General features: G+C 46.4%; 23 protein-coding genes. 13 read left to right on the forward strand and 10 right to left on the reverse strand.

The genetic code is table 11. From position 1 onward, the window contains the following. The first annotated feature begins 10 nt into the window (after window positions 1–10). From topA to AC3IT7_RS01820, 7 genes are all read left to right on the forward strand, one after another. A complete protein-coding gene (gene topA, locus AC3IT7_RS01790; protein WP_489249187.1) occupies window positions 11–2653 on the forward strand; it encodes a type I DNA topoisomerase in 2643 nt (880 codons plus the stop codon). 99 nt (window positions 2654–2752) lie between these two features. Then, the gene (locus AC3IT7_RS01795) at window positions 2753–3508 is read left to right on the forward strand and encodes a hypothetical protein (RefSeq protein WP_489249188.1); all 756 of its coding nucleotides are present in this window, start codon (window positions 2753–2755) and stop codon (window positions 3506–3508) included. A gap of 65 nt (window positions 3509–3573) precedes the next feature. Beyond that, window positions 3574–4719: a glycerate kinase family protein gene (locus tag AC3IT7_RS01800; RefSeq protein ID WP_489249189.1), complete on the forward strand. Its 1146-nt coding sequence runs from the start codon at window positions 3574–3576 to the stop codon at window positions 4717–4719. Between the two features lie 270 nt (window positions 4720–4989). Continuing rightward, window positions 4990–6978 (forward strand): ATP-dependent helicase, encoded by a 1989-nt coding sequence (locus AC3IT7_RS01805; protein ID WP_489249190.1) that lies wholly within the window; start codon window positions 4990–4992, stop codon window positions 6976–6978. A gap of 83 nt (window positions 6979–7061) precedes the next feature. Next, window positions 7062–7313, forward strand: coding sequence for an RNA recognition motif domain-containing protein (locus AC3IT7_RS01810; RefSeq protein WP_489249191.1), 252 nt, complete (start codon window positions 7062–7064; stop codon window positions 7311–7313). A 191-nt stretch (window positions 7314–7504) separates the two neighbouring features. After that, the gene (locus AC3IT7_RS01815; RefSeq protein ID WP_475653598.1) at window positions 7505–8008 is read left to right on the forward strand and encodes a DUF6586 family protein; all 504 of its coding nucleotides are present in this window, start codon (window positions 7505–7507) and stop codon (window positions 8006–8008) included. A gap of 105 nt (window positions 8009–8113) precedes the next feature. Next, window positions 8114–8392 (forward strand): hypothetical protein, encoded by a 279-nt coding sequence (locus AC3IT7_RS01820; protein WP_004278462.1) that lies wholly within the window; start codon window positions 8114–8116, stop codon window positions 8390–8392. A 223-nt stretch (window positions 8393–8615) separates the two neighbouring features. Here AC3IT7_RS01820 and AC3IT7_RS01825 read toward each other — a convergent pair whose 3' ends face one another. From AC3IT7_RS01825 to AC3IT7_RS01840, 4 genes are all read right to left on the reverse strand, one after another. Next, the gene (locus AC3IT7_RS01825; protein ID WP_475653599.1) at window positions 8616–10331 is read right to left on the reverse strand and encodes a cation:proton antiporter; all 1716 of its coding nucleotides are present in this window, start codon (window positions 10329–10331) and stop codon (window positions 8616–8618) included. A 134-nt stretch (window positions 10332–10465) separates the two neighbouring features. Next, on the reverse strand, window positions 10466–10621 hold the full coding sequence (rpmG, locus tag AC3IT7_RS01830; RefSeq protein WP_001205031.1) for a 50S ribosomal protein L33: 156 nt from the start codon (window positions 10619–10621) through the stop codon (window positions 10466–10468). Between the two features lie 12 nt (window positions 10622–10633). After that, window positions 10634–10870: a 50S ribosomal protein L28 gene (gene rpmB / locus AC3IT7_RS01835; protein WP_000048256.1), complete on the reverse strand. Its 237-nt coding sequence runs from the start codon at window positions 10868–10870 to the stop codon at window positions 10634–10636. A 165-nt stretch (window positions 10871–11035) separates the two neighbouring features. Then, the gene (locus AC3IT7_RS01840) at window positions 11036–12484 is read right to left on the reverse strand and encodes a coniferyl aldehyde dehydrogenase (RefSeq protein WP_489249192.1); all 1449 of its coding nucleotides are present in this window, start codon (window positions 12482–12484) and stop codon (window positions 11036–11038) included. A 114-nt stretch (window positions 12485–12598) separates the two neighbouring features. On the opposite strand from AC3IT7_RS01840, the gene AC3IT7_RS01845 reads away from it, so the two are divergent. The 5 genes from AC3IT7_RS01845 to AC3IT7_RS01865 all read left to right on the forward strand — a co-directional run bounded on the left by AC3IT7_RS01845 (window position 12599) and on the right by AC3IT7_RS01865 (window position 16262). Further along, entirely contained in the window at window positions 12599–13330 is a 732-nt protein-coding gene (locus AC3IT7_RS01845) for a TetR/AcrR family transcriptional regulator (protein WP_475653476.1), read from the forward strand. Window positions 13331–13378: 48 nt separating this feature from the next. Further along, window positions 13379–14245, forward strand: coding sequence for a formyltetrahydrofolate deformylase (purU, locus tag AC3IT7_RS01850; RefSeq protein WP_489249193.1), 867 nt, complete (start codon window positions 13379–13381; stop codon window positions 14243–14245). A 193-nt stretch (window positions 14246–14438) separates the two neighbouring features. After that, a complete protein-coding gene (locus AC3IT7_RS01855) occupies window positions 14439–15209 on the forward strand; it encodes a TonB-dependent receptor (RefSeq protein ID WP_489249194.1) in 771 nt (256 codons plus the stop codon). Window positions 15210–15234: 25 nt separating this feature from the next. Continuing rightward, the gene (locus AC3IT7_RS01860; RefSeq protein ID WP_475653473.1) at window positions 15235–15858 is read left to right on the forward strand and encodes a MotA/TolQ/ExbB proton channel family protein; all 624 of its coding nucleotides are present in this window, start codon (window positions 15235–15237) and stop codon (window positions 15856–15858) included. Next, entirely contained in the window at window positions 15858–16262 is a 405-nt protein-coding gene (locus AC3IT7_RS01865; protein ID WP_489249195.1) for an ExbD/TolR family protein, read from the forward strand. The genes AC3IT7_RS01860 and AC3IT7_RS01865 overlap by 1 nt, the downstream gene beginning before the upstream one ends. Before the next feature lie 79 nt (window positions 16263–16341). Here the strand turns inward: AC3IT7_RS01865 and msrA are convergent, their stop codons facing one another. From msrA to AC3IT7_RS01895, 6 genes are all read right to left on the reverse strand, one after another. Beyond that, window positions 16342–16866, reverse strand: a complete 525-nt coding sequence (msrA, locus tag AC3IT7_RS01870; protein ID WP_489249196.1) for a peptide-methionine (S)-S-oxide reductase MsrA — start codon at window positions 16864–16866, stop codon at window positions 16342–16344. 102 nt (window positions 16867–16968) lie between these two features. Beyond that, entirely contained in the window at window positions 16969–17433 is a 465-nt protein-coding gene (locus tag AC3IT7_RS01875; RefSeq protein WP_489249197.1) for an META domain-containing protein, read from the reverse strand. Between the two features lie 101 nt (window positions 17434–17534). Then, window positions 17535–18581: an Lnb N-terminal periplasmic domain-containing protein gene (locus AC3IT7_RS01880; RefSeq protein ID WP_489249198.1), complete on the reverse strand. Its 1047-nt coding sequence runs from the start codon at window positions 18579–18581 to the stop codon at window positions 17535–17537. Window positions 18582–18607: 26 nt separating this feature from the next. Continuing rightward, window positions 18608–19120 carry a dihydrofolate reductase gene (locus AC3IT7_RS01885; protein ID WP_489249199.1) on the reverse strand — a complete coding sequence of 171 codons (513 nt, stop codon included), beginning with the start codon at window positions 19118–19120 and terminating at the stop codon, window positions 18608–18610. Between the two features lie 198 nt (window positions 19121–19318). Next, window positions 19319–20161, reverse strand: coding sequence for a thymidylate synthase (thyA, locus tag AC3IT7_RS01890; RefSeq protein ID WP_489249200.1), 843 nt, complete (start codon window positions 20159–20161; stop codon window positions 19319–19321). A gap of 213 nt (window positions 20162–20374) precedes the next feature. Continuing rightward, window positions 20375–20866: a lipocalin family protein gene (locus AC3IT7_RS01895; RefSeq protein WP_489249201.1), complete on the reverse strand. Its 492-nt coding sequence runs from the start codon at window positions 20864–20866 to the stop codon at window positions 20375–20377. A gap of 409 nt (window positions 20867–21275) precedes the next feature. On the opposite strand from AC3IT7_RS01895, the gene AC3IT7_RS01900 reads away from it, so the two are divergent. Then, window positions 21276–21791: a CHAP domain-containing protein gene (locus tag AC3IT7_RS01900; RefSeq protein WP_489249202.1), complete on the forward strand. Its 516-nt coding sequence runs from the start codon at window positions 21276–21278 to the stop codon at window positions 21789–21791. The last annotated feature ends 7 nt before the right edge of the window (window positions 21792–21798 follow it).

The following is a 21798-nucleotide window of genomic DNA, read 5'->3' on the forward strand; positions in this document are numbered from 1 at the left end:
ACGGTTAATTATGGCGAACGCTCCTCGGTCCACATCAAAAAGCAGCACAGCGAAGTCTCCCGACGCTGGAAGTAAGCGTGCCTTAGTGATTGTGGAGTCGCCTGCAAAAGCGAAAACAATCAATAAGTACCTTGGTCCAAACTACATCGTAAAATCATCAGTCGGTCATGTCCGTGACTTGCCCACAGGCGGCTCTGCCAAATCGACAGAGAAAAAGCCGGTAACACGCACCAAACTGACAGATGAACAGAAAGCTGAAAAATCGCAACTGGCGCTGATTAACCGCATGGGTGTCGATCCGGAACATGACTGGAAAGCCAAATACGAAGTGCTGCCCGGCAAAGAACATGTGGTTGCTGAACTGAAAAAACTGGCATCGCAAGTCGATGAAGTCTATCTGGCAACGGATATGGACAGGGAAGGGGAAGCGATTGCCTGGCATTTAAAAGAAGTGATTGGCGGCGATGAGTCACGTTATCAGCGTGTGGTCTTCAACGAAATTACCAAAAATGCCATTCAGGAAGCCTTTAAGCATCCTTCACGTCTGGACACCAATAAAGTCAATGCCCAGCAGGCACGCCGTTTCCTGGACCGCGTGGTCGGTTTCATGATCTCACCACTCTTGTGGGAAAAGATTGCCCGTGGTCTGTCCGCCGGTCGTGTACAGTCAGTTGCAGTGAAGCTGGTGGTTGAACGCGAACGTGAAATTCGGGCCTTTATTCCTGAAGAATACTGGCAGGTGTTTGCCGATACCAAATCGAAAAAAGATGACATCCGTCTGGAAGCGGTCAAGCAAAATGGCAAGACTTTAAAGCTTCGTAATAAAGACGAAACTGATGCACTTTTAAACCTGATTAAAGATGCGGATTATACCGTTTCTGCCCGTGAAGATAAGCCAACCAAGGTCAATCCAAGCGCACCATATATCACATCGACCTTGCAACAGGCGGCCAGTACCCGTCTCGGTTTTTCTGTGAAGAAAACCATGATGCTGGCACAGCGCCTGTATGAAGCCGGTTTCATTACCTATATGCGTACCGATTCGACCTTCTTGAGTGATGATGCGGTAAGCATGGTGCGTGGCCATATCGAATCAGAATTCGGTGAAAAGTATCTACCGGCCAAACCTAACCGTTATGGCAATAAAGCCGGCGCTCAAGAAGCACATGAGGCGATCCGTCCATCAACCGTGGGTCTCAAAGGTGACAGTCTGGTCGGTGTGGAACGTGATGCACAGCGTCTTTATGACCTGATCTGGCGCCAGTTTGTGGCCTGTCAGATGACACCGGCTGAATACCTGTCTTCAACGATTTTAGTCAATGCCAATGGCGTAGAACTGAAAGCCAAAGGCCGGACCCTGGTCTTTGATGGTTTTACCCGTGTACGTGGTGCCAACAAGGCCGATGACGATATCCTGTTGCCAGCAGTGAAAGTCGGTGAAATCCTGAAACTGGAGAAGCTTGACCCATCGCAACATTTCACCAAGCCCCCAGCTCGTTTTACCGAAGCCTCACTGGTCAAAGAACTTGAGAAAAAAGGCATTGGCCGTCCATCGACTTATGCTGCGATTATCTCGACCATTCAGGATCGTGGTTATGTGAAACTGGATAACCGTCGTCTCTTTGCCGAGAAGATGGGTGAAATTGTCACCGACCGTCTCGATGAAAACTTCAACAACCTGATGAATTACGCTTTTACCGCTGATCTGGAAGGACAGCTGGATAAGGTGGCAGATGGTGAACGCAACTGGAAAGAGCTGTTAGACAGCTTCTACGGCGATTTCAAGCAACGTTTGACTACAGCGCAAGGCGAGAACGGTATGCGCCGTAACCAGCCTGTGGAAGTGGATGCGGTACATTGTAAAGAATGTGAGCGTCCAATGCAGATTCGTACTGGAACCACAGGTGTATTCCTGGGCTGTTCTGGTTATAACCTGCCACCGAAAGAACGTTGTAAGGGAACCTTGAACCTGACTCCAGTCGAATCTCTGGCGGCACTGTCGGATGATGATGCGGCAGAAACCGCTGACCTGATGTCGAAAAAACGTTGTCCGGTATGTGAAACTGCCATGGACAGCTATGTCATTGATGGTGGTCGCAAGCTGCATATTTGTGGAAATAACCCGGACTGTAATGGTTTTGAACTTGAAGAAGGCGAGTTCAAGATCAAAGGCTATGACGGCCCAACCATTCCATGCGACAAATGTGATGGCGAAATGCAGCTCAAGACCGGACGTTTTGGTCCGTACTTTGCCTGCAACAGCTGTGACAATACCCGTAAAGTGTTAAAGAGCGGTCAGCCGGCACCTCCTCGTGTTGATCCGATCAAGATGGAACATCTGCGTTCGACCAAGCATGACGACTTCTTTGTGCTTCGTGATGGCGCGGCCGGCCTGTTCCTGGCGGCCAGCAAATTCCCGAAAGTGCGTGAAACACGGGCACCGAAAGTTGCCGAGATTCGTTCTGTAGCTGAACAGCTGGATCCGAAATATCAGTTTATTTTGCAAGCCCCTGATACGGATCCGGAAGGTAACCCGACTTTGGTGAAATTCAGCCGCAAGAACCAGTCGCAATATATTGGTTCGGAAAATGCGGAAGGTAAGCAAACCAAATGGTCTCTGGTTTACCAGGATGGAAAATGGGTTGAAGCCTAAATAACATTTAAGATTCAAAAAAAATGCTGACGAAAGTCGGCATTTTTTATTTATGATGTGTCGATATTTTAAAAATAATAAACAAGGTTGATTGGGGATATGTGGAAAAAAGTTCGGATTCTGATTTTATTAATCATCTTGTTGATCGTTGCAGTCAATGCCTATCGTGACCAAAACCAGGATTGGTCCAGACCGGTGATGGTGTTGTTGCATCCCATCAATGCAGATGGTTTACCGACCACACAGCAATATATCCAGCAACTGTCGATTCAGGATCTAGAAACTGCGAGAGACTTTTTGCAAAAATCAGCACAGCAATACCGGAATCAACCCACTTATTTTTATTTTTATTTGGGTCGTGAGTTAAAGGTGTTACCGCCTAAGGTTCCTGAGCAGGCCTCAATTCTTGATACTGTTTTATGGAGTTTGAAATTCCGCTTTTATGCCTGGAAACAGCAACAGGGTTCAGATCCTTCAGCCAGTCTGACTTTATTTTTAAATTATTATGACCCGGCACAGACCCGGCAATTAAAACACTCCACCGCCTTGCAAAAAGGCCGGATTGGTTCAGTGAATTTGTTTGCTTCTCAAAAACAGTCTGAACAAAATAAAATTGTTTTGGTGCATGAATTGCTGCATGCCTTCGGTGCCAGTGATAAATATGATCTGGCGACAGGTCAGCCGATTTATCCAGCAGGTTATGCATTTCCAGACCAGCAACCCTTGTTCCCACAAGCCAAGGCAGAGCTAATGGCCGGACATATTCCGCTGTCTGAAAGCACGAGTAAAATGCCCGGATCTCTGGATCAGACCCTGATTAATGAGATCACGGCAATTGAACTGGGCTGGAAATAAAAGCCTTGTAGATTCTGCCGGATTTAACCAGAATCCAGCCCTTATTTAGAGATAAAAATCATCCTATGCCACTTACTTTTGTGCTTGCCCCCGATTCCTTTAAAGAAAGTATGAGTGCTGCACAGGCCTGTCAGGCAATGCAGCGTGGCATACAGAAGGTATTGCCTGATGCTTTATGTATTCACGTGCCTATGGCCGATGGGGGCGAAGGTACGGTCGATGCGCTGATTTCAAGTTCCAAAGGACATTACATCCGCTGTGAAGTAATGGGACCATTAGCGGGTCAACGCATCCAGACGTATTTCGGTTTAATTGATGCAGGAAAAACCGCAATCATTGAAATGGCCAAAGCCAATGGCATAGAGCTGCTGGAACCTGCAAGGCGTAATCCTCTGCTGACCTCCACCTATGGCACAGGGGAAATGATCAGATCTGCACTCGATTTAGGGGTCAGTAAAATCATCATTGGGCTGGGAGGCAGTGTCACCAATGATGCCGGTGCGGGAATGGCACAGGCCTTAGGCGCCAGGTTTCTAGACAAGAATCATCAGCAGGTTGGCTTGGGTGGTGGACAGCTAAACCAAATTCAGAGCATTGAGCTGTCGGAGCTGGATCAGCGTCTAAAACAGGTAGAAATCTGGATTGCCAGTGATGTGAATAATCCGCTCTGCGGTGAGCATGGCGCTTCTTATGTATTTGGCCCACAAAAAGGTGCAACACCGGAAATGCTCAAGCAACTGGATCAGAACCTCAGTCATTTTGCCGATCTGGTTGCGCGGCAGATCGGCCGTGAGCATCGTCATATTGCGGGAGCAGGGGCAGCCGGCGGACTCGGTTTTGCCCTGATGGCATTCACAGCGGCTTCTATTCGATCAGGCGTAGAACTGATGATTGAGCAGCTTGAATTGGCTGAGAAAATAGCCCAAGCCGATTATGTCCTGACTGGTGAAGGTAAAATTGACCATCAGACTAAATTGGGTAAAACCCCGTTTGGGGTTGTGCAAGTGGCGCAGAGATTCAATAAACCGGTGCTTGCATTTGCTGGACTGGTGGGTGATGGGATTGAGTCACTATATGAGTCTGGATTTAGCCAAATTGTTGGGATTAATCCACCGGGTTGTGGTCTGGAAGAAGCCTTAAAAAATGCAGAAGTGAATCTGGAAAAAACAGTGTCCGAAACTATTAAAAATATGGGGGAACAGCGTATTTAGTTTTTTACAAGATCGTCATTGCTGCACAAGCTTTAGATCATCGCAGATAATAAGGTATAAGCAGATCTTATTTTCATAGATGAGAAGCACTGCTTCGCAAGATAACAAAAATCCTTTGCCAGATTGAGGATATCTCTCTATACCCCAATCCATGCCGTCAACCCTATAACAGCAAGCGATAAAATTTGGTGCTGTTTCAGGGCGGATGAAAAACCGTAATTATAAGAGCGATCTGTTAAACTACAACTGTCCACAAAACGATGAGTGAAAATGAGTTTAGCCAACCTGATTGATGAATTAAATCCCCAACAAAAGCAAGCAGCGACCACAGAGACAAAACATAGTCTGGTGCTGGCCGGGGCAGGTTGTGGCAAAACCAAGACCATCGTGGCGCGTGCAGCTTACCTGATTGAGCAGGGCGTACCTGCCAACCAGATTCAGATTCTGACCTTTACCCGCCGTGCAGCCAGTGAAATTGTGGCGCGGGTGGAATTGGCACTGGGTGAGCAGGCCAAAGGCCTGCGAGCCTCGACTTTTCATACTTTCTGCATGTACTTATTGCGCCGTATTCCAAAAGCCTTTGGTCTGGAGCAGTTCTCGATTATTGACCGCGATGATCAGCTGATGATGTTCAGGCTGATTCGTGGCCGTGATGACAAGAAAAATCCCAATCATCTGCCGAAACCACAGGAGCTCTGCGATTTATACTCCTTTGCACGCAATACCCGGCAGAAGCTGAGTCTGGCATTGGAAAAGCAGATGCCGGAATATCTGGCGCTGAAAGATCAAATTGCCGAGATCATGAAGGAATATGAAGCACGCAAACAGGCGCGCAGTTTTCTGGATTATGACGATATTCTGGCGGTAGTGGCGACAGCCTTGGCACAGTCCGAAGGTCTGGTCGATTATGTCGCTTCCATTTGCCGGCATATGCTGGTCGATGAAATGCAGGATACCAATCCACTGCAATGGGCCTTGCTGGAGCCGCTGAAAGACCGGATTAGCCTGTTTTGTGTCGGCGATGATGCCCAGTCGATTTATGGTTTCCGTGGTGCAGACTTTGAAAATATTCACCATTTCAAAGAACGGGTGCCAGATGCACAAATTTTCAAACTGGAAAAAAATTACCGTTCTACCCAGGAAATTCTGGACCTGTCCAACTGGCTGCTGGATCAGTCGGAAATCAAGTATGACAAACGTCTGGAAGCTTATCGTGGCGAAGGCGTCAAGCCGCGCATGCATGTTTTCCCGAACGAGTTTGATGAAGCCAAATGGATCGCGATTGATATTAAAGAGCGGCATTATTTGCAAGGCAGCAAATGGGGCGAGCATATGGTGCTGGTGCGTTCCAGTTTCGCCGCACGGCATATTGAGGCCGCCTGTATCGCAGCCAATGTACCGTATCGCTTTATTGGCGGCATGAAACTGCTGGAAACTGCCCATGTCAAAGATTTGCTCAGCATGCTGCGGGTGGTGGCCAATCCGCTGGATGATATTGCCTGGATGCGTTTCTTGACCTTGTGGAATGGCGTGGGTGATGTCGGTGCCAGCAAGCTGGCGCAACAAATTTTGCTGGAACCTGAAATGGAGCAGATTGCCAATAAACTGGAGCAGTTTGGCAAGATACCGCTCGAAACCATTCTGATCATGAAACAGATGAGTGTGCTAAAAGATGAGGTAAAAGCCTGTGTCAGTCTTGCGGTGCAGGCGATTGAGGAACAACTGGCAGAAAACTATAAAAAGGACTGGCCACGTCGCCAAAGTGATTTTGAACTGGTAAAACAACTGGCTTCCAAACATTCCCAGCTCAGTGAATTTTTAGAGGAATATGTGCTCGATCCGGTATCGATCTCGGAAATTGAACGTCAGTCAGATACGGATGTAGTGACCCTCATCACCATCCATTCGGCCAAAGGTACCGAACAGAATGTCTGTTATGTGGCCAATGTCACGCCGGGGAATTATCCGCATGCACGAGCGCAAGGTGACTTTGATGATGTCGAAGAAGAGCGCCGTGTGCTCTATGTGGCCCTGACCCGGGCCAAAAACGAGTTAATTCTGACCAAACAGAACCTGAATCACTGGGCGCGGGAAACCGTGGATGAGCAGGGGCGTAAAGTCGAAAGTTATTTCCTGAATGATCTCACCCGGCATTTATGTACCACGGAAACCCATTACAAAACCCGGCAGCAAACAGTGAAAAGTGCCTTAATTGAACGTCAATCGATTAATTTAGATTTTGGCATTGATCTCGATTAAACTATAGCAAAGTTGTTGCATACAAAAAGTAGAGTAGGCGCGTGCTTTTTGATATTTTTTGCCTATCTTCTTAAGGTTATCAGATGAAAATTTTAGTTCGTAATTTAGAACGTACCGTCACCGAAGCCGAGTTGCTGAAGTTGTTCCAGGAATATGGCACAGTGAATACCTGTAGCTTGGTACTTGATGCGGCAACCGGAAAATCAAAAGGCTTTGCCTTTGTGGAAATGCCGCATGCGCGTGAAGCCATCAAAGCCATCAAAGGCCTGAATACTTTACGCTTGCACGGACATGGAATCCGGGTAAAACAAGCAGAAGACAAGCCTGAGGCTTAAACTGTAAAAGGAGCACTTGATAGGCTCCTTTTTTATGGCTGTCATTTAGGATATTGCAATTTGCTCAGTGAGCTTTATGCTCTGAATCCGGATCCCGATCAATGCAGTCTCAACATCTTTTGATTGCGAAATGCAGACGAACCTTTTACTTTATAACAGCCAGAATTTGTTTTAAACCTTAGGAAATCTCGATGACCCGTGTTGCTCGCTATCATGCGGACCGTACCAATCAAAAACTGTATTTTGCCCGCCTTGCCTGTCAGCAGGCAGAGCAAACCGAGCATGTGCAACAGGCCCAGGCACAACGTGAGGCGACTGTGTTTCACCTGCATGGCGCTTTGTTAGCATTTTTGCAGGAGCTAGTGCGTTATTATCGTTTGAATGATTCCAATCCGACCTTAAAGTCGATTGAAGAACTGATGGCCGCCAAAGGTCAGGTATCACCTGAAGTGACTGTACTACAGCACCTCTCCCAGAATGGTTTCATTGCTGAACTGAAACGTGCCTACCGTCTGTGTCAATATGCACCAGAACCGAGTACACCGGAACCTGAAGACGAAACCTCCTCAAATCTCATCATTAAAGTCACACAGTCTCCACAAGCATGGTTACCTGACCCTGCTATATTAAGAGAGTGGCATCGTGACTTGACGCAATTAATTGATGGTTTTCGTAATGAGATGATTGAATTTTAATCGGATCGGCCGTACTTGAAATTATAATTTTTAACCCTATATCAATTACTCTAATGATGCAAAGTGCATTCGGCTCTTTGCCACCATGTTGAACATGGAGGATATATGTCTATAGAACAGTTGAAAGACTTATTTGGTAATCAAGACGCGATTTTAGAACTCGTTCAACTTGAAGGTGGCGCGTTGGCTTTACGCAATGCAGGTTCGCACAAACAGCCTTTGGTCATGATTCAGTTTAATGACGAGGTCAAGGCTCTACTCGGAGAGCAGACCCCTGTGATTGCGCAGCAGATGATTCAGGCAGCCCTGTATGGCTTGCTGGAACAGCAGGTCAATGAATGGCAGGCTGAAGTTGTGGATGAAGAGCCAAAGTATATGAGTTAATGATTAAAACTGATTTAAAAGCACACGACTCGTGTGCTTTTTTGTTTTTATGGGCTAAGCCGAGGATAAGTATTTATAAATATTTTTCTCCTGAAAAACAGCGAAGACTGAATTTTTTAAATGTGAATTTTGCATCGACCTCAACGCTTTAAAAGACATCGCTACAGGGGCATACAGATAAAAAAAGTTGCCACATTGGGCAACTTTTTTTTATCTGGAGAGCTTAATGAGAAGGCGTATGCTGATGCGCAATCTCGATCTGGTTTAAAATATGATTACTCATATTCTTGGCCATTTCTTCCTTGGCATAATATACCGCACCGACATTATCGCGACGAATGGCTTCAGCTTCTTCCTTGCTTTCTGCACAGACCAGTACCTGAATTTGTGGGTTCAGCATTTTGGCGATATCTACAATTTTATGAATATCAATAATATCCATGGGAGAAATCACCAGTAAGCGTGCATGCTGAATGTGGGCCTGAATCAGCACCCCGGCTTCAGTTGCAGCACCTGAAACAGCCGCAATGCCTTTTTCACGCAGATTTTCCACGATGTCACGGTTTTCCTCTGCAATCACTACCTTGATGTTTTCTTGCATCAATGAGCGAGTAATGCGGCGACCGACCTCACCATGACCAATAATCACCACCTGATCGCGTAAATAATCCTGTGAAACTTCATCGGGTAACATGGCCAGAGGGTCGCCACTGCGTTCCAGTAAGCGAGCCAGGGTCGAGCGCTCCCGAATCCATTTCTGTGCCGGTTCAATTGCGGAAAAGATAAAGGAGTTGAGGGTAATCGAAATCAGGGCACCAGCCAGAATCAGGTTCTGAGCTTCCAGTGACAGCAAATTCAATGAAACACCGAGTGCCGCCAAAATAAAGGAAAATTCACCGATCTGTGCCAGCGAAGCGCCAACAGTCAGGGCAGTATTGATTGGATAGCGGAAGAACAGCACCAGTGCCATGGCGGCAATGGTTTTACCAATCATGATAATCCCGACTACGGCCAGCACATGTAGCGGCTGTTCCAGTAGAATGCGCGGATCGAACAGCATACCGACTGCAACAAAGAACAGAATCGAGAAAATTTCCCGCAGCGGCAAGGTTTCCTGTTCGGCCCGATGACTGAAATCAGATTCTTTTACCACCATACCGGCAAAGAAGGCCCCCAATGCCATGGAAACCCCGAAAACTTTGTAAGCACCAAAGGCAATCGAGACTGCAGCGGCCACTACCGTTAGGGTAAACAGTTCACGCGAACCGAGACGTGCCACTACCTGTATGATCATTGGAACCAGACGTTTGCCAATGATCAGCATGAAGGCAATAAAGCCGGCCACTTTGAGCAGGGTAATGCCTAGGGTAGCCCAGATATTCTCATCACCTGCGCCTTCAAGTGCCTGTCCGCCTAAAAGTACTGCAGTCGCAGGCAATAATACCAAAGCCAGTACCATCACCAGATCTTCGACCAGCAGCCAGCCCACGGCAATCCGGCCATTAATTGAATCGAGCAGACCACGATCGCCGAGTGCTTTGAGTAGAACTACAGTACTGGCACAGGACAGACTTAAGCCAAACACCAGCGCTGAACCAAAGCTCCAGCCCCAGAGCATCGAGACACCAACCCCGAGCAGGGTCGCGACTGCAATCTGCAAGATCGCACCCGGTAATGCAATCCGGCGTACCTGCATCAGATCGTTGAGTGAAAAATGCATCCCGACACCAAACATCAGGAACATGACCCCCAGCTCTGCCAGCTGGTTGGCCAGATGAATGTCGCCGACCACGCCGGGCGTATTGGGACTAATCAGGATGCCAGCAATCAGATAGCCAATGAGTGGAGGGAGGCGCAGACGTGCAGCAATATAGCCAAAAACCAAAGCCAAACCAAAACCAACAGCCAGTAAGATAATGAGCTCTACATCATGTGGCACTAAATACTCCTTTAGCCAGGTTTATTGGGAAATAAGCACAAAAAGTGCCAAAACATGCAGAAAGTTTATCAAGCCGGATAAAAAAAGTGCAAAAAAAACGACCTGAAAAGGCCGTTTTTTTAAAGAAACCAAAATTATTTGATTTTAGCTTCTTTGAAGATTACGTGTTGACGGATTTTTGGATCAAATTTTTTGATTTCCATTTTTTCCGGCATAGTACGTTTGTTCTTAGTCGTGGTATAGAAATAACCTGTACCAGCTGAAGAAACTAAGCGAATTTTATCACGCATGGTTCAGACTCCTTAGATCTTTTGACCTTGAGCACGTAGGTCAGCAACAACCTTTTCAATGCCCAATTTGTCGATAATACGCATACCTTTAGTGGTTAAACGAAGACGTACAAAACGTTTTTCGCTTTCTAACCAGAAACGGTGGTGGTGCAGGTTCGGCTCGAACCGGCGCTTAGTTTTGTTGTTGGCGTGTGAGACGTTGTTACCAACGACTGGACGCTTGCCGGTAACTTGGCAAACCTTAGACATGGTGTAACTCCATTGATTTAGCCAACAGCAAATCTGTATGGCCAGTCAAAAATAAACGGATTGAAATCATTCAAGGGGCGTTTTATATCAAAAATGCGCTTAAAAGACAAGCGATTTTCGTCAAAACGCAGCACGAGCCATATCGATAGCTCATGCCTTGATCATTTAACGGAGCAGTGTCTTCGAAATCAGCTTGTGAATCGGCTTATTGAACGGTGGCAGAATGTATTTCAAGCTATACAGCTTTGGATTCGACATTACCGAGCGTTCATGCGACAAACTGAAGAAGCCTTCTGGTCCGTGATATTTCCCCATACCTGATGCACCGACACCCCCAAATGGTAGATCGTCTTGTGCAACATGGGTCAATACCGTATTTTGCCCAAAATGCCCTGAATGGGTACGCTGTGCGACATAATCGGCACGCGCCTGATCAAAGTCGAAGTAGTATAAAGCAAGTGGACGTGGACGGCTATTAATAAAGTCGATGACATCGTCAATTTGATCATATTCCATGATCGGTAGCAGTGGACCAAAGATCTCATGCTGCATGATCTGCATGTCTGGCGTGATATTGGTCAGGATGGTCGGTGCAATTTTGCGCAGGTCTGCCGGTGATTCATGACGCGGATTGATTTCAATGACATGCGCACCTTGTTCGCGTGCATCATCCAGATAACCTTGCAGACGATTGTACTGTTTATCATTCACAATCGAGGTGTAATCCTGATTATGGGTGATATCCGGGTACATGCTTTCTACGCAGGCTTTGAAATGATCAATAAATTCAGCAGTCTTGCCACGTGGCAGGAACATATAGTCCGGCGCAACACAGGTCTGACCGGCATTCCAGAGTTTACCCACCGCAATTCGCTGCGCCACATCACGTAGATCAATCGATGGATGTACCAGGACTGGAGACTTGCCCCCGAGTTCCAGAATTACCGGCACCAGATTTTCGGCTGCGGCTGCCATCACGGTTTTGCCCACAGCTGTTGAACCGGTAAAAATCATCTTGTCGAAAGGCAGGCGACAGAAGGCATCCGAGATCACACCGCCGCCATTGACTACCGCCACCAGTTCTTTGGGAAACGCTTCAGCCAGGGCTTTTTCCAGGACTTCCCCAAATGCCGCTGAGGCGCTGGAAATCTTGATCATGGCATGGTTACCCGCAGCCAGGGCACAGATCAGGGGGCCAACCGACAGCAACAGCGGGTAGTTCCAGGGTGCAATAATCCCAATCACGCCCAAAGGCTGGTATTGTACCCAGGCTTTAGCCGGCTGATGAATGATGCCGACATGACGCTTGGACGGTTTCATCCAGCGAGTCAGGTTTTTGCTATAATACTTGATGTGTTCCAGACAGGTGAGCAGTTCACCAATTTTGGTTTCCCCAATCGAGCGGTTACCATAATCCTGATTAATTGCCTCGGCAAATTGATCTTGATACTTAACTAAGATACGCTTAAGTCGAGCTAAACGGTCGATACGTTCCTTTGCTGTGGGCAAAGGATAGTTTAAATAAGCATGTTTTTGTTGCGCCAAGACTTCATTGAGGTATTGGCTATCAAAAAAATGTGGTGTCATTGATATTGTTTTTGTGTGACTGTTCATGCCGCACTACCATTATTCAAAATCGATTAATCAATTTTTAGAGCAAATACTCTAATTAGTCAAGTGACTTTGTGTGTTAGCCTGCTAATGCACGAACTGAATGGTTATTTTAGGATGTCCCAAACCAAAACCTTAAAAACTAAAGAGCGTATCTTGCAGCTCAGTTTGCAGCTGTTTAATGAACGTGGCGAACGCTCTGTGACCACCAATCATATTGCGGCCGAACTCGGGATGAGCCCTGGTAACCTGTATTATCATTTCCGCAATAAGAACGAAATTATTAAAGAACTGATGGAAGAGTACCAGCAGCAAACCCTGGACATGCTGGCGCTGCCAGATGATCGTGCCCTGGATGCCAATGACAAGATTCATTATTTTCAGGTGCTGAGCAGCCAGTTGTGGGCTTATCGCTTCCTGCATCGTGATGTCTATCATCTGGTCGAAAATAACGAAGATTTTCGCAAGATGTATCCACGCTTTGCTGGTCAGGTGATGCAGCAGGGCCAGAAAATCTATAAGGCCTTTGTCAATGCTGGCCTGATGGAAATGACTGATTCAGAAATCGAAGCACTGATCATTAACCTGTGGATTGTGCTGACCAACTGGACCAACTTCCTGTATATGTCGGGCCATCTGACCGATTCCAATACACTGGAAGAAAAATGGGTCTGGCAGGCATTGCGCCAAATGGTGTTCCTGGAAGGGGCCTATTTACGCGGTGAGAGTCGTCAGACTTATGAAGGTCTGTTGAATAGTCTGGGCTCTTCGGAACTTTTTGCCAGCCTGTCATCTGTAAAAACCACAGAAGTCGAGTCGCCTATTCAGAATAGTTCAGAAACGCGCTAGAATACCCGGCTTATTTTTTAATTTAACTAATTAGTGACTTAAACCAACATGAATATGACGACTGCTAACACCGCACGTTTATTGATTACTTGTGAAGACAAGCCGGGCATCGTGCAGGCTGTTTCGAGCTTCCTGTATCATCAAGGTGCCAATATTACTGCGCTTGACCAATATGCGACAGCAGCGCAGGGCGGACGTTACTTCATGCGCGTTGAATTTGAACTGGATCATCTGCAAAGCCGCAAAGAAAGTATTATCCAGACTTTTGCGGTAAATGTTGCCGAGCGTTATGGCATGCAATGGCGTTTGGCCCTGGTCAGCGATGTGAAAAAAGTCGGTATTCTGGTGTCTAAGGTCGATCATGCCTTGCTTGAGCTGTTATGGCGTCATGCACGTGGTGGCCTGCCATGCGAAATTACCAAGGTAGTGTCGAATCACGAGACGTTGCGCGAAGCGGTTGAAAACTTCGGGATTCCATTTGAAGTGGTGCCGGTGACCAAAGACAACAAGCCTGAAGCGTATGCAGAAATTGACCAGTTAATGCAGGGCAATGACCTGCTGGTACTGGCGCGTTATATGCAGATTCTGGATGAGGAGTTTGTCAGCAAGTGGGAAATGAAAGTGATCAACATTCACCATTCGTTCCTGCCAGCATTTGTCGGCGCCAATCCGTATAAGCAGGCCTATGAAAAAGGTGTCAAGCTGATTGGTGCGACTGCGCACTATGTAACTGCCGACCTGGATCAGGGTCCGATCATCGAGCAGGACGTAGAACGGGTTAACCATGATTTTACTGTTGAACAGTTACGTGAACTGGGTCAGGACGTAGAACGTAATGTACTGGCACGTGCGGTTAAATGGCATCTGGAAGACCGTATTATTGTCGATGGCAATAAAACCGTGGTTTTCCAATAATCCTTGCATCCCCATTTAAAAAGGCATACTTTTAGTGTGCCTTTTTTTGTTTTGATGCAAAAAAAGTCAGTGAAAGACCGGATTAGTAGTTGCAAATGAAAACACTTCTCATTTATTATTGGCGTACTTTAATTGTGCTAACCGATGAGCTTGATTGTTTGTTTCACATCATCTCCTCAAGGTAATAGATTTAATGAGTCAAGTTGCTGCTCCCATGACACCTCCACCGCCCAACAAGATGAAAAAGAAAGTCATCTCGATTTTGGCAGCTGTGTTCGTCGGACATGTGGGTTTATTGTGGGCCGTGAGCCAGATGCCAGCACCACAGCTCAAGCCTGTAGAAAAAGAACCGCTCAAAGTACGCTTTGTGAAACTGCAGGAAGCACCGAAACCGTTACCGCCAAAGCCGAAGGCCGAGCCACAAAAAGAGCCGCCTAAGCCCAAAGAAGTCAAAATTGTAGAGAAGCCGCTGCCACCGCCACCAAAAAAAGTTGAAAAAATAGAACAGGTGAAAAAGGCAGAGACTCCAAAAGTAGTACAAGCGCCCCCAGTTGAAGCCAAACCCACCCCAAGTCCGGTGGTCCCGACAGTTGTAACCGAAACTAAAGTAAAACCGGCACCGGCTCCAGTTGCGCCGCCTGCACCGGTCGCACCACCAGCACCTGCTGCGCCGCCATCCCCGAAAAGTGTCTCGATTGGCGGAGGTGTTTCTTGGCAGCGTTCACCGAAAGTTTCATTATCTTCGAGTGAATTAAAATCGGCCTGTTCGCTGGTGGTGGATGTGGCGGCAAATGAACAGGGTAAAGTGGTTTCTGCGACTGCACGTAATTCAGATTGCAGCCCGGCAGTGAATCGTAAAGTTGAAGCAGCGGTACGTCGCGCGCAACTGACCAAATATGTGGAAAATGGTGTGGCTTATCCAACCCGGGTTGAGCAACCTTTCGATTTTCAAATTACCAAATAACGGCTAACCCATTAGGAGTTCGAAGATGAACTTTTCAGTTTATTGGCAACACGCTGATGCAGTCAGTAAAACGCTGTATTTCGTGTTATTGGCAATGTCGATTACGACATGGACCATTTTTGTGCTGCGTTTAATGGGCACTCGCCAGCTTAAACAAGTTGCCTATGCCCAGTTATCCAAGGCCTTAGATCAATTGAAAACCAAACTGGCTCCTTTGGGCTTTGAACAGCGTAAGGCAGTGGCAGAGCAGGCGTTGTTGCGTCAAATCTCAGCCGAAAAAGCCAATGCTGAAAAAGGCGTATCCGTCCTGGGTACGATTGCTTCGATTTCGCCATTTATCGGTTTATTCGGTACGGTATGGGGTATTTTCCATGCGCTGGTAGCGGTCGGTAAAAGTGGTCAGGCTGGTCTGGCACAAGTGGCAACCCCTGTGGGCGAAGCCTTGATCATGACCGGTTTAGGCCTGGCAGTGGCAATTCCTGCGGTACTGGCCTATAACATCTGTGTACGTTTCAACCGCGGTTTGGCGCATGAGTTACAAGATCAGGCACATGGCCTGTTGATTGATACCATGTTGCAACAGGAATCTGCGCTTAAAAAGTCTGATGAAAAAGTAACACAACAGAGTTTAGTGGGAGGTCAGGCTTAATGGCTTTTCAACTGGGTGAAGACAACGATGTTGGCATGAATGAGATGAACCTCATTCCCCTCATCGACATTATGTTGGTATTGATGATCATCTTCCTGGTGACAGCGACCGTTGCGAACCCATCAATTCCATTAACCTTGCCACAAACTACTGCGGAAATTATTGATCTGCCACCTGAAAATGTCACCATCAGCATCAACGCACAGGGTGATATTGCCTGGAATGGTAATGTTTTGAGCCTGGATGAATTACAGAGCCGTTTTAATGAAGCAGGCCAGACTGAACGTCAGCCAACCATTGTGCTGAAAGCAGATAAAGAATCCCGTTATGACACGGTAGCGCAAGTCATGTCGCGTGCGAGTGGAGCCGGACTCAGCGATATTGCCTTTGCAACCGATAACTAGGATTCATATAGCTCAGATTCAGAGCGTAAAAAAAGCGACTGCTTGCAGTCGCTTTTTTTATGCCTATTGCTCACGAAACTTAATGGGTTTTTAACAGGGTCATGAATTTACTGCGTAACTTGTTCAGTTTTGGCGGAATGGCAAAATTGCAGTACCCCTGATTTGGGTTTTTCGCAAAGAAATTCTGGTGATATTCCTCGGCAGGGTAGAAGGTCGGCATCGGGCTAAGTTCAGTTACGATATTCAGACCTTCATTTTTTAAGGCCTCAATGGCGGCTTCAGCCTGGTTTTTCTGTTCATCATTCAGATAATAAATCACGGAACGATACTGGGTACCGACATCATTGCCCTGACGGTTTAGCGTGGTTGGATCGTGGGTCGCAAAAAACACCTCAAGTAACTGGGCATAGCTGATCTGGTTTTCATCGAAATCGATCAGAATGACTTCAGCATGGCCGGTTGCACCTCCACACACCTCGTCATAATTTGGGTCAGTTGTCTGTCCGCCGGCATAGCCACTCAGCACTTGGTGCACGCCCTGAATCTGTAAAAATACCGCTTCGGTACACCAAAAGCATCCACCACCGAAAAGTGCCTGTTGCATGGTTGATTCCTCATTCAGTTGAATTGGGCTGATGGTTGAATCCTGACCCATCAGTATGAAAGATAAAAAAGCCTGTCAGTACAGGCTTTTTGTAGGAAAGTATTAACGTGGCTGGACTGCACTTTCCAGTTGAATCAGCAGATTACCATGACGATCCAGCAGTTTTAAGGTTTTGCCAAATACCTGATAATGCGTCACTTTAGCTAAAGCTTCATTAAATTTCTGATCAAGCTGGTCATTATTCATGCAGGCCATGCGTGTGGTTGCCATCTGGCTTAAATTCAAAGTATCTTTGCCCGCCGTATAGCTGCCCATGACCCGGTTACAACCATCTGAACCGGAAACACGCTGGGTGCTGGCATCAAATTGCAGACTTGGAATATTGCGTGCAGTTTGCGCTGTCTTGATTTCAGTATTGCCAATCTGGGTTGCAATCCAGGTCCGGTTTTGCAAAAGTTGTAAATGAGTCGCGGTTTTTGTTGTGGCTGTATTGTCGGGAACGGTTTCACAACCCATCACAGTTAATACCGAGCCTAAAATAGCGATTGCAGTTAATTTTTTTAGCATAAGAGATACTCTTTTATTGACTAGCTATTTGTATATAAACAAAAAAATGATCTGGGTTCCAGTCAGTTTTGTATCCTTGTTTAACGTGGTGCTAGAGCAGTCTAATGCGTTTGCGGTGCAGGCAAGCCTTGACGCAGTCGCTGCGAATATTCCTGACTGGACAGGTTGGCAGGCTGTTTAACCCGGGGATTCACATGTGCCTGCTGGTACCAGGTCCGCATATTCCAGGATTGATCCAGTACTTTCAAGTCGTACAGGTAATTGGGCAAATAACCGGAAGCCAGCAGCCGGTAATCTGAAGGCAATTGTTGTTGCGATACAGCCTGAACCATATCGAAAACCAGCGTGGTGCAATTACTGGTCAGAGTGTTATACCACTTGGGTTCCCTGGCCAGCTCATCGGCCTGGGCCAGATATTCTTTGAACAAGGCTTTGGCCTGTGCTTGTGGCATATTTACCGGAAAGAAATAGACCTGCTCCCCGCGGATATTGCTACGTGTATACACAATATCTTTTTCGTCCGCTGCCACCAGACTCAGTTCATATTTACGGAAAAACCCACCAATTGCAGAAAACTCTTCATGTTTTTCTTTACGGATTTCAATTGAAAAAGTGAGAGGTTTTTGATTGGCAAAATCGAAACTGACCAGCGTATGGGCAATTTTTGGTCCCATCCAGTAGGAGGTGATGATATTCACTCCGCTAATCTGGTTCAGATCAAAACTGCGGCTTTCCCAGCGTTCGATATAACTACCATCGGCCTGCCAGTCAAAGTTACGGATATTGTGCAGGGTGACCTGATCGCCTTCCTGTTCATAATGCAGCAACTGAGCGACTTCAGGATTCCACTCCCGATCCTGACGTGCCTCCAGACTGAAATAGCCGAGCAGGCAAAACAGAAACACCAGAAGATACAGAATGCTATCGACTCTACGCGAAATCAGGTGCTTAGTGAAGTAGATCCCGAGTACGACTAGGGAAAACGTGAGCCAAAGACCAATCAGGATCAAGCTGCCAATTTTGCCGAGGGGTTGCTGCACCCAGAGCATCAGGCTGAGCCACAGGCTCGACAGAATGACAAAGAGGGTAAACAGGCTGCCCAGCAGCCACAGACTCCAGTGCTTCGAGATATATTCGCGTCCCTGCATGGTCACTTATTCATGAAAAATAGACTTTATTTTCTGTAGGTTGCGAACTCAAAAGCAATCCCGGTTTTGTCGTCGATATGTTGCTCGGTTGCGACTTTTTTAAATTCTGCCGGAATTTCAGGATAATAAGCATGACCTTGGACATCCAGTTCGACATGGGTCAGTTCCAGACGGTCAGCGATATTTAAGGTCTGTTTAAAGATCTCACCACCACCAATAATGAAGATAGACTGCGGTTTTTCTGAGCCTTGTACATCAGCGACGGCCTGACAAAGTGCATCTTCAATGCTATGAGCGACTTTCGTACCTTCAAATGACCAGTCCGGATCACGGCTAATGACCCAGTTTACGCGTTTAGGTAGCGCGCGACCCATCGATTCAAGGGTCTTGCGGCCCATCACAATCACACCGCCCTGGGTGATTTCCTTAAAATGTTTAAGGTCGGCTGAGATATGCCAAGGCAGGTCATTGTCCTTGCCGATACAGCGCTGCTGATCCATGGCGACAACGTGTACAACTTCTAAATCTTGAAATGACATGTATTGAATCCTTCTGGTCAAGCCCAAAGTACTTTGTGTAATTTTTCACTGCTACCAAGGAGAGCTTAACAATCTATGCTAATTTCCTTGCGCTTTAAGGCCGGGAATATATTTTGAAAGGGAGAGCCGATTTAGGTGTGCTAAAGGCCTCTCCCTGGCTCTCTCTTAAGAGGGGAGAGCCCTTTATAATAAAGAAAATTAAACAGCGACAGGGGCTTTAATTCCCGGATGTGATTCATAGCCGACAATTTCAATATCTTCAAATTTGAAGTCAAACAGGTCTTTGATTTCAGGATTCAGTTTGAGTTGACACAGACCTAATGGCTCACGGCTGAGCTGTAATTGTGCCTGTTCAAAGTGGTTGCTATACAGATGCGTATCACCACCTGTCCAGACAAAATCACCCACCTCCAGATCACAGACCTGCGCGATCATATGCGTTAACAGGGCATAGCTGGCAATATTAAACGGCACACCCAGAAAAACATCGGCGCTACGCTGATAGAGCTGACAAGACAGTTTGCCATTGTGGACAAAGAACTGGAACAGGGTATGGCAAGGTGGTAATGCAACCTGACCCGCTTCATTCGGGTTCCAGCCAGACACAATCAGACGGCGTGAATTCGGATTGGTTTTAATTTCATTGATCAACCATTTGAACTGGTCAAAACCGTCCTGATTATAGCTGTTATCGGCATTTTTGCTGGCACCAAAATTACGCCACTGGTGACCATAAACCGGACCCAGTTCGCCTTCAGGACGGCCAAAACGCGCAGTCTGTTCGGCGGTCGCCCATTCGTCCCAAATCGAAACTTTATGCTCTTTTAAATATTGCACATTGGTATCGCCTTTTAAGAACCACAACAATTCAATCACGATAGAACGGAAGTGAACTTTTTTGGTGGTCAGTAAAGGAAAACCCTGGGAAAGATCGAAGCGCATCTGATGACCAAATACCGAACGTGTACCTGTACCGGTACGGTCGCCTTTATCGCCGCCGTTGTCGAGGATATGTTGTAAAAGGTCAAGATATTGGCGCATAGGTTTCTCTTAAAAATTTGTTTAAATTACCCCTTTTTTTCAGCAGAAAAAATTTAGCTTGGATAAAGCCATTTTCTGTCGAGCTGGGCAAATTGAATTGCATGCATCATAACATTTTTTTCTAATATTTCTGATATTGCATCTTCTGGAAACAGAGCGGCAAGCACCCAATCAAAAAAAGCACCCAGGGCGGGTGCTTATTGCAGAAAAGACTTAAGCCGTTTTATGGCCCGTATGAACTGTATGAATCAGATTGGACAGATCATAACCTAAAGATTCGGCATAGCTTAAATACTCATGTTTGGTAGCTTCATCCAGACTGGTACCACGATGCAGAAGCCATAAATATTCCTTGCCAGGTTCGCCGACAAGGGCAGTCTGATAAGCCGGGTCAATTTTTAATACCCAGTAATCACCCTTGGTAAATGGAACCCAACGCAGGCCTTCGGGCAAAAAGCTGACTTCAAGTTTGGCCTGTTCTGCATCGACAATGGTCGCTTCACCAATGGCTTCATCCAGCTTGCCCTCGCCATCTAGACAGCGGTTCTGAACCCGAACCTTGCCATTTTCATTCAAGCTGTATACCGCAGAAATATCGGTGCTGTCTTCAGGCTGGTGCTTCATTGGCAAACGTGCAATTTCGTACCAGGTTCCTAAATATTGTTCTAAATTAAAATTCGAAACGGTGGCTAAATCCTGAGTCATTCTTTCTTCTCCGTTCATCTCAATATTAAAATACCGAATTAGTTTAATACGAGACTGGCGGCTAAAAATGATGTAGTCCTGTAGTGAAATGTTGTCTGAAAGTGGCCGCAGCACAACATGAGTACAGCTGTTTGAAGGAAAAAAACAAGGCCTCGTTTTATCTCTCATTCTGTGTGGAGAAGAATAGAAAAGCTTTTTAAGAGCTTCAAATGGGTGGCGGTTTACATTTTTTTTGCAGAGATGATATTTTTTGTAACTGTAAGAGAAAGAAAGGCTTAATTAGAATGCTGCGAAAATAGACAAATTCATTTACATTTTTAACGTGAAAGATAACATTTAAACGACTAGTATTCTCGGCTTGTTAACAATATGAAAGCCTAATTTACAGGCGAGGAGCGGTTGGTAAGGCATGATCTATGATCATCAGGTAAACATGAGCGAAGTACATGCTCCTGTCCAAGCGAATATCATGGTGCGTTCCCAATCGCAGCAAAGACCTAAAAAGTCATCACAGCCAGCCACTACCCGTAATGTTTCAGGCATCAGCAATGGCCATCGGATTAATATCGAGAAATTTACCAGTTATCTGCAAGGCATCACCCGAAATACCAGTACACAAAAATGTGCGCGCAGTATTCGTGTCGGCTTGCAATCCTCGGGTGCGAAAATTGTGAATCATCCGGTGGCAGCAGCCGATTGGGGAAATACCCTGATGCAGCTGGGCTATAAGAAAATTAATACTTCTTTTGATCGGCCGAAAAAAGGCGATATCTATATTATCGACCGGACGCAAGGACATAAATATGGCCATATCGCGGCCTATTCCGGTTCTGCCTGGGTTTCAGATTTCAAGCAAAAAGATCATGCAGTTTATCGTAATAAAAACGTGACTTATAGTTACTATCGTCTGGAAACATACTTCTAAAAACTGT

The sequence above is a fragment of the Acinetobacter sp. KH_038 genome (assembly GCF_057839405.1).

Bases quoted from the DNA above. Each gene is read 5' to 3' on its own strand.
- AC3IT7_RS01820 (WP_004278462.1), top strand. From the start codon at position 8,114: ATGTCTATAGAACAGTTGAAAGACTTATTTGGTAATCAAGACGCGATT.
- AC3IT7_RS01855 (WP_489249194.1), top strand. From the start codon at position 14,439: ATGAGTCAAGTTGCTGCTCCCATGACACCTCCACCGCCCAACAAGATG.
- AC3IT7_RS01865 (WP_489249195.1), top strand. From the start codon at position 15,858: ATGGCTTTTCAACTGGGTGAAGACAACGATGTTGGCATGAATGAGATG.
- AC3IT7_RS01800 (WP_489249189.1), top strand. From the start codon at position 3,574: ATGCCACTTACTTTTGTGCTTGCCCCCGATTCCTTTAAAGAAAGTATG.
- AC3IT7_RS01895 (WP_489249201.1), bottom strand. From the start codon at position 20,866: ATGACTCAGGATTTAGCCACCGTTTCGAATTTTAATTTAGAACAATAT.
- AC3IT7_RS01815 (WP_475653598.1), top strand. From the start codon at position 7,505: ATGACCCGTGTTGCTCGCTATCATGCGGACCGTACCAATCAAAAACTG.
- AC3IT7_RS01900 (WP_489249202.1), top strand. From the start codon at position 21,276: ATGATCTATGATCATCAGGTAAACATGAGCGAAGTACATGCTCCTGTC.
- AC3IT7_RS01840 (WP_489249192.1), bottom strand. From the start codon at position 12,484: ATGAACAGTCACACAAAAACAATATCAATGACACCACATTTTTTTGAT.
- AC3IT7_RS01885 (WP_489249199.1), bottom strand. From the start codon at position 19,120: ATGTCATTTCAAGATTTAGAAGTTGTACACGTTGTCGCCATGGATCAG.
- AC3IT7_RS01810 (WP_489249191.1), top strand. From the start codon at position 7,062: ATGAAAATTTTAGTTCGTAATTTAGAACGTACCGTCACCGAAGCCGAG.
- purU (WP_489249193.1), top strand. From the start codon at position 13,379: ATGAATATGACGACTGCTAACACCGCACGTTTATTGATTACTTGTGAA.
- AC3IT7_RS01875 (WP_489249197.1), bottom strand. From the start codon at position 17,433: ATGCTAAAAAAATTAACTGCAATCGCTATTTTAGGCTCGGTATTAACT.
- rpmB (WP_000048256.1), bottom strand. From the start codon at position 10,870: ATGTCTAAGGTTTGCCAAGTTACCGGCAAGCGTCCAGTCGTTGGTAAC.
- msrA (WP_489249196.1), bottom strand. From the start codon at position 16,866: ATGCAACAGGCACTTTTCGGTGGTGGATGCTTTTGGTGTACCGAAGCG.
- AC3IT7_RS01880 (WP_489249198.1), bottom strand. From the start codon at position 18,581: ATGCAGGGACGCGAATATATCTCGAAGCACTGGAGTCTGTGGCTGCTG.
- rpmG (WP_001205031.1), bottom strand. From the start codon at position 10,621: ATGCGTGATAAAATTCGCTTAGTTTCTTCAGCTGGTACAGGTTATTTC.
- AC3IT7_RS01795 (WP_489249188.1), top strand. From the start codon at position 2,753: ATGTGGAAAAAAGTTCGGATTCTGATTTTATTAATCATCTTGTTGATC.
- topA (WP_489249187.1), top strand. From the start codon at position 11: ATGGCGAACGCTCCTCGGTCCACATCAAAAAGCAGCACAGCGAAGTCT.
- AC3IT7_RS01860 (WP_475653473.1), top strand. From the start codon at position 15,235: ATGAACTTTTCAGTTTATTGGCAACACGCTGATGCAGTCAGTAAAACG.
- AC3IT7_RS01805 (WP_489249190.1), top strand. From the start codon at position 4,990: ATGAGTTTAGCCAACCTGATTGATGAATTAAATCCCCAACAAAAGCAA.
- thyA (WP_489249200.1), bottom strand. From the start codon at position 20,161: ATGCGCCAATATCTTGACCTTTTACAACATATCCTCGACAACGGCGGC.
- AC3IT7_RS01845 (WP_475653476.1), top strand. From the start codon at position 12,599: ATGTCCCAAACCAAAACCTTAAAAACTAAAGAGCGTATCTTGCAGCTC.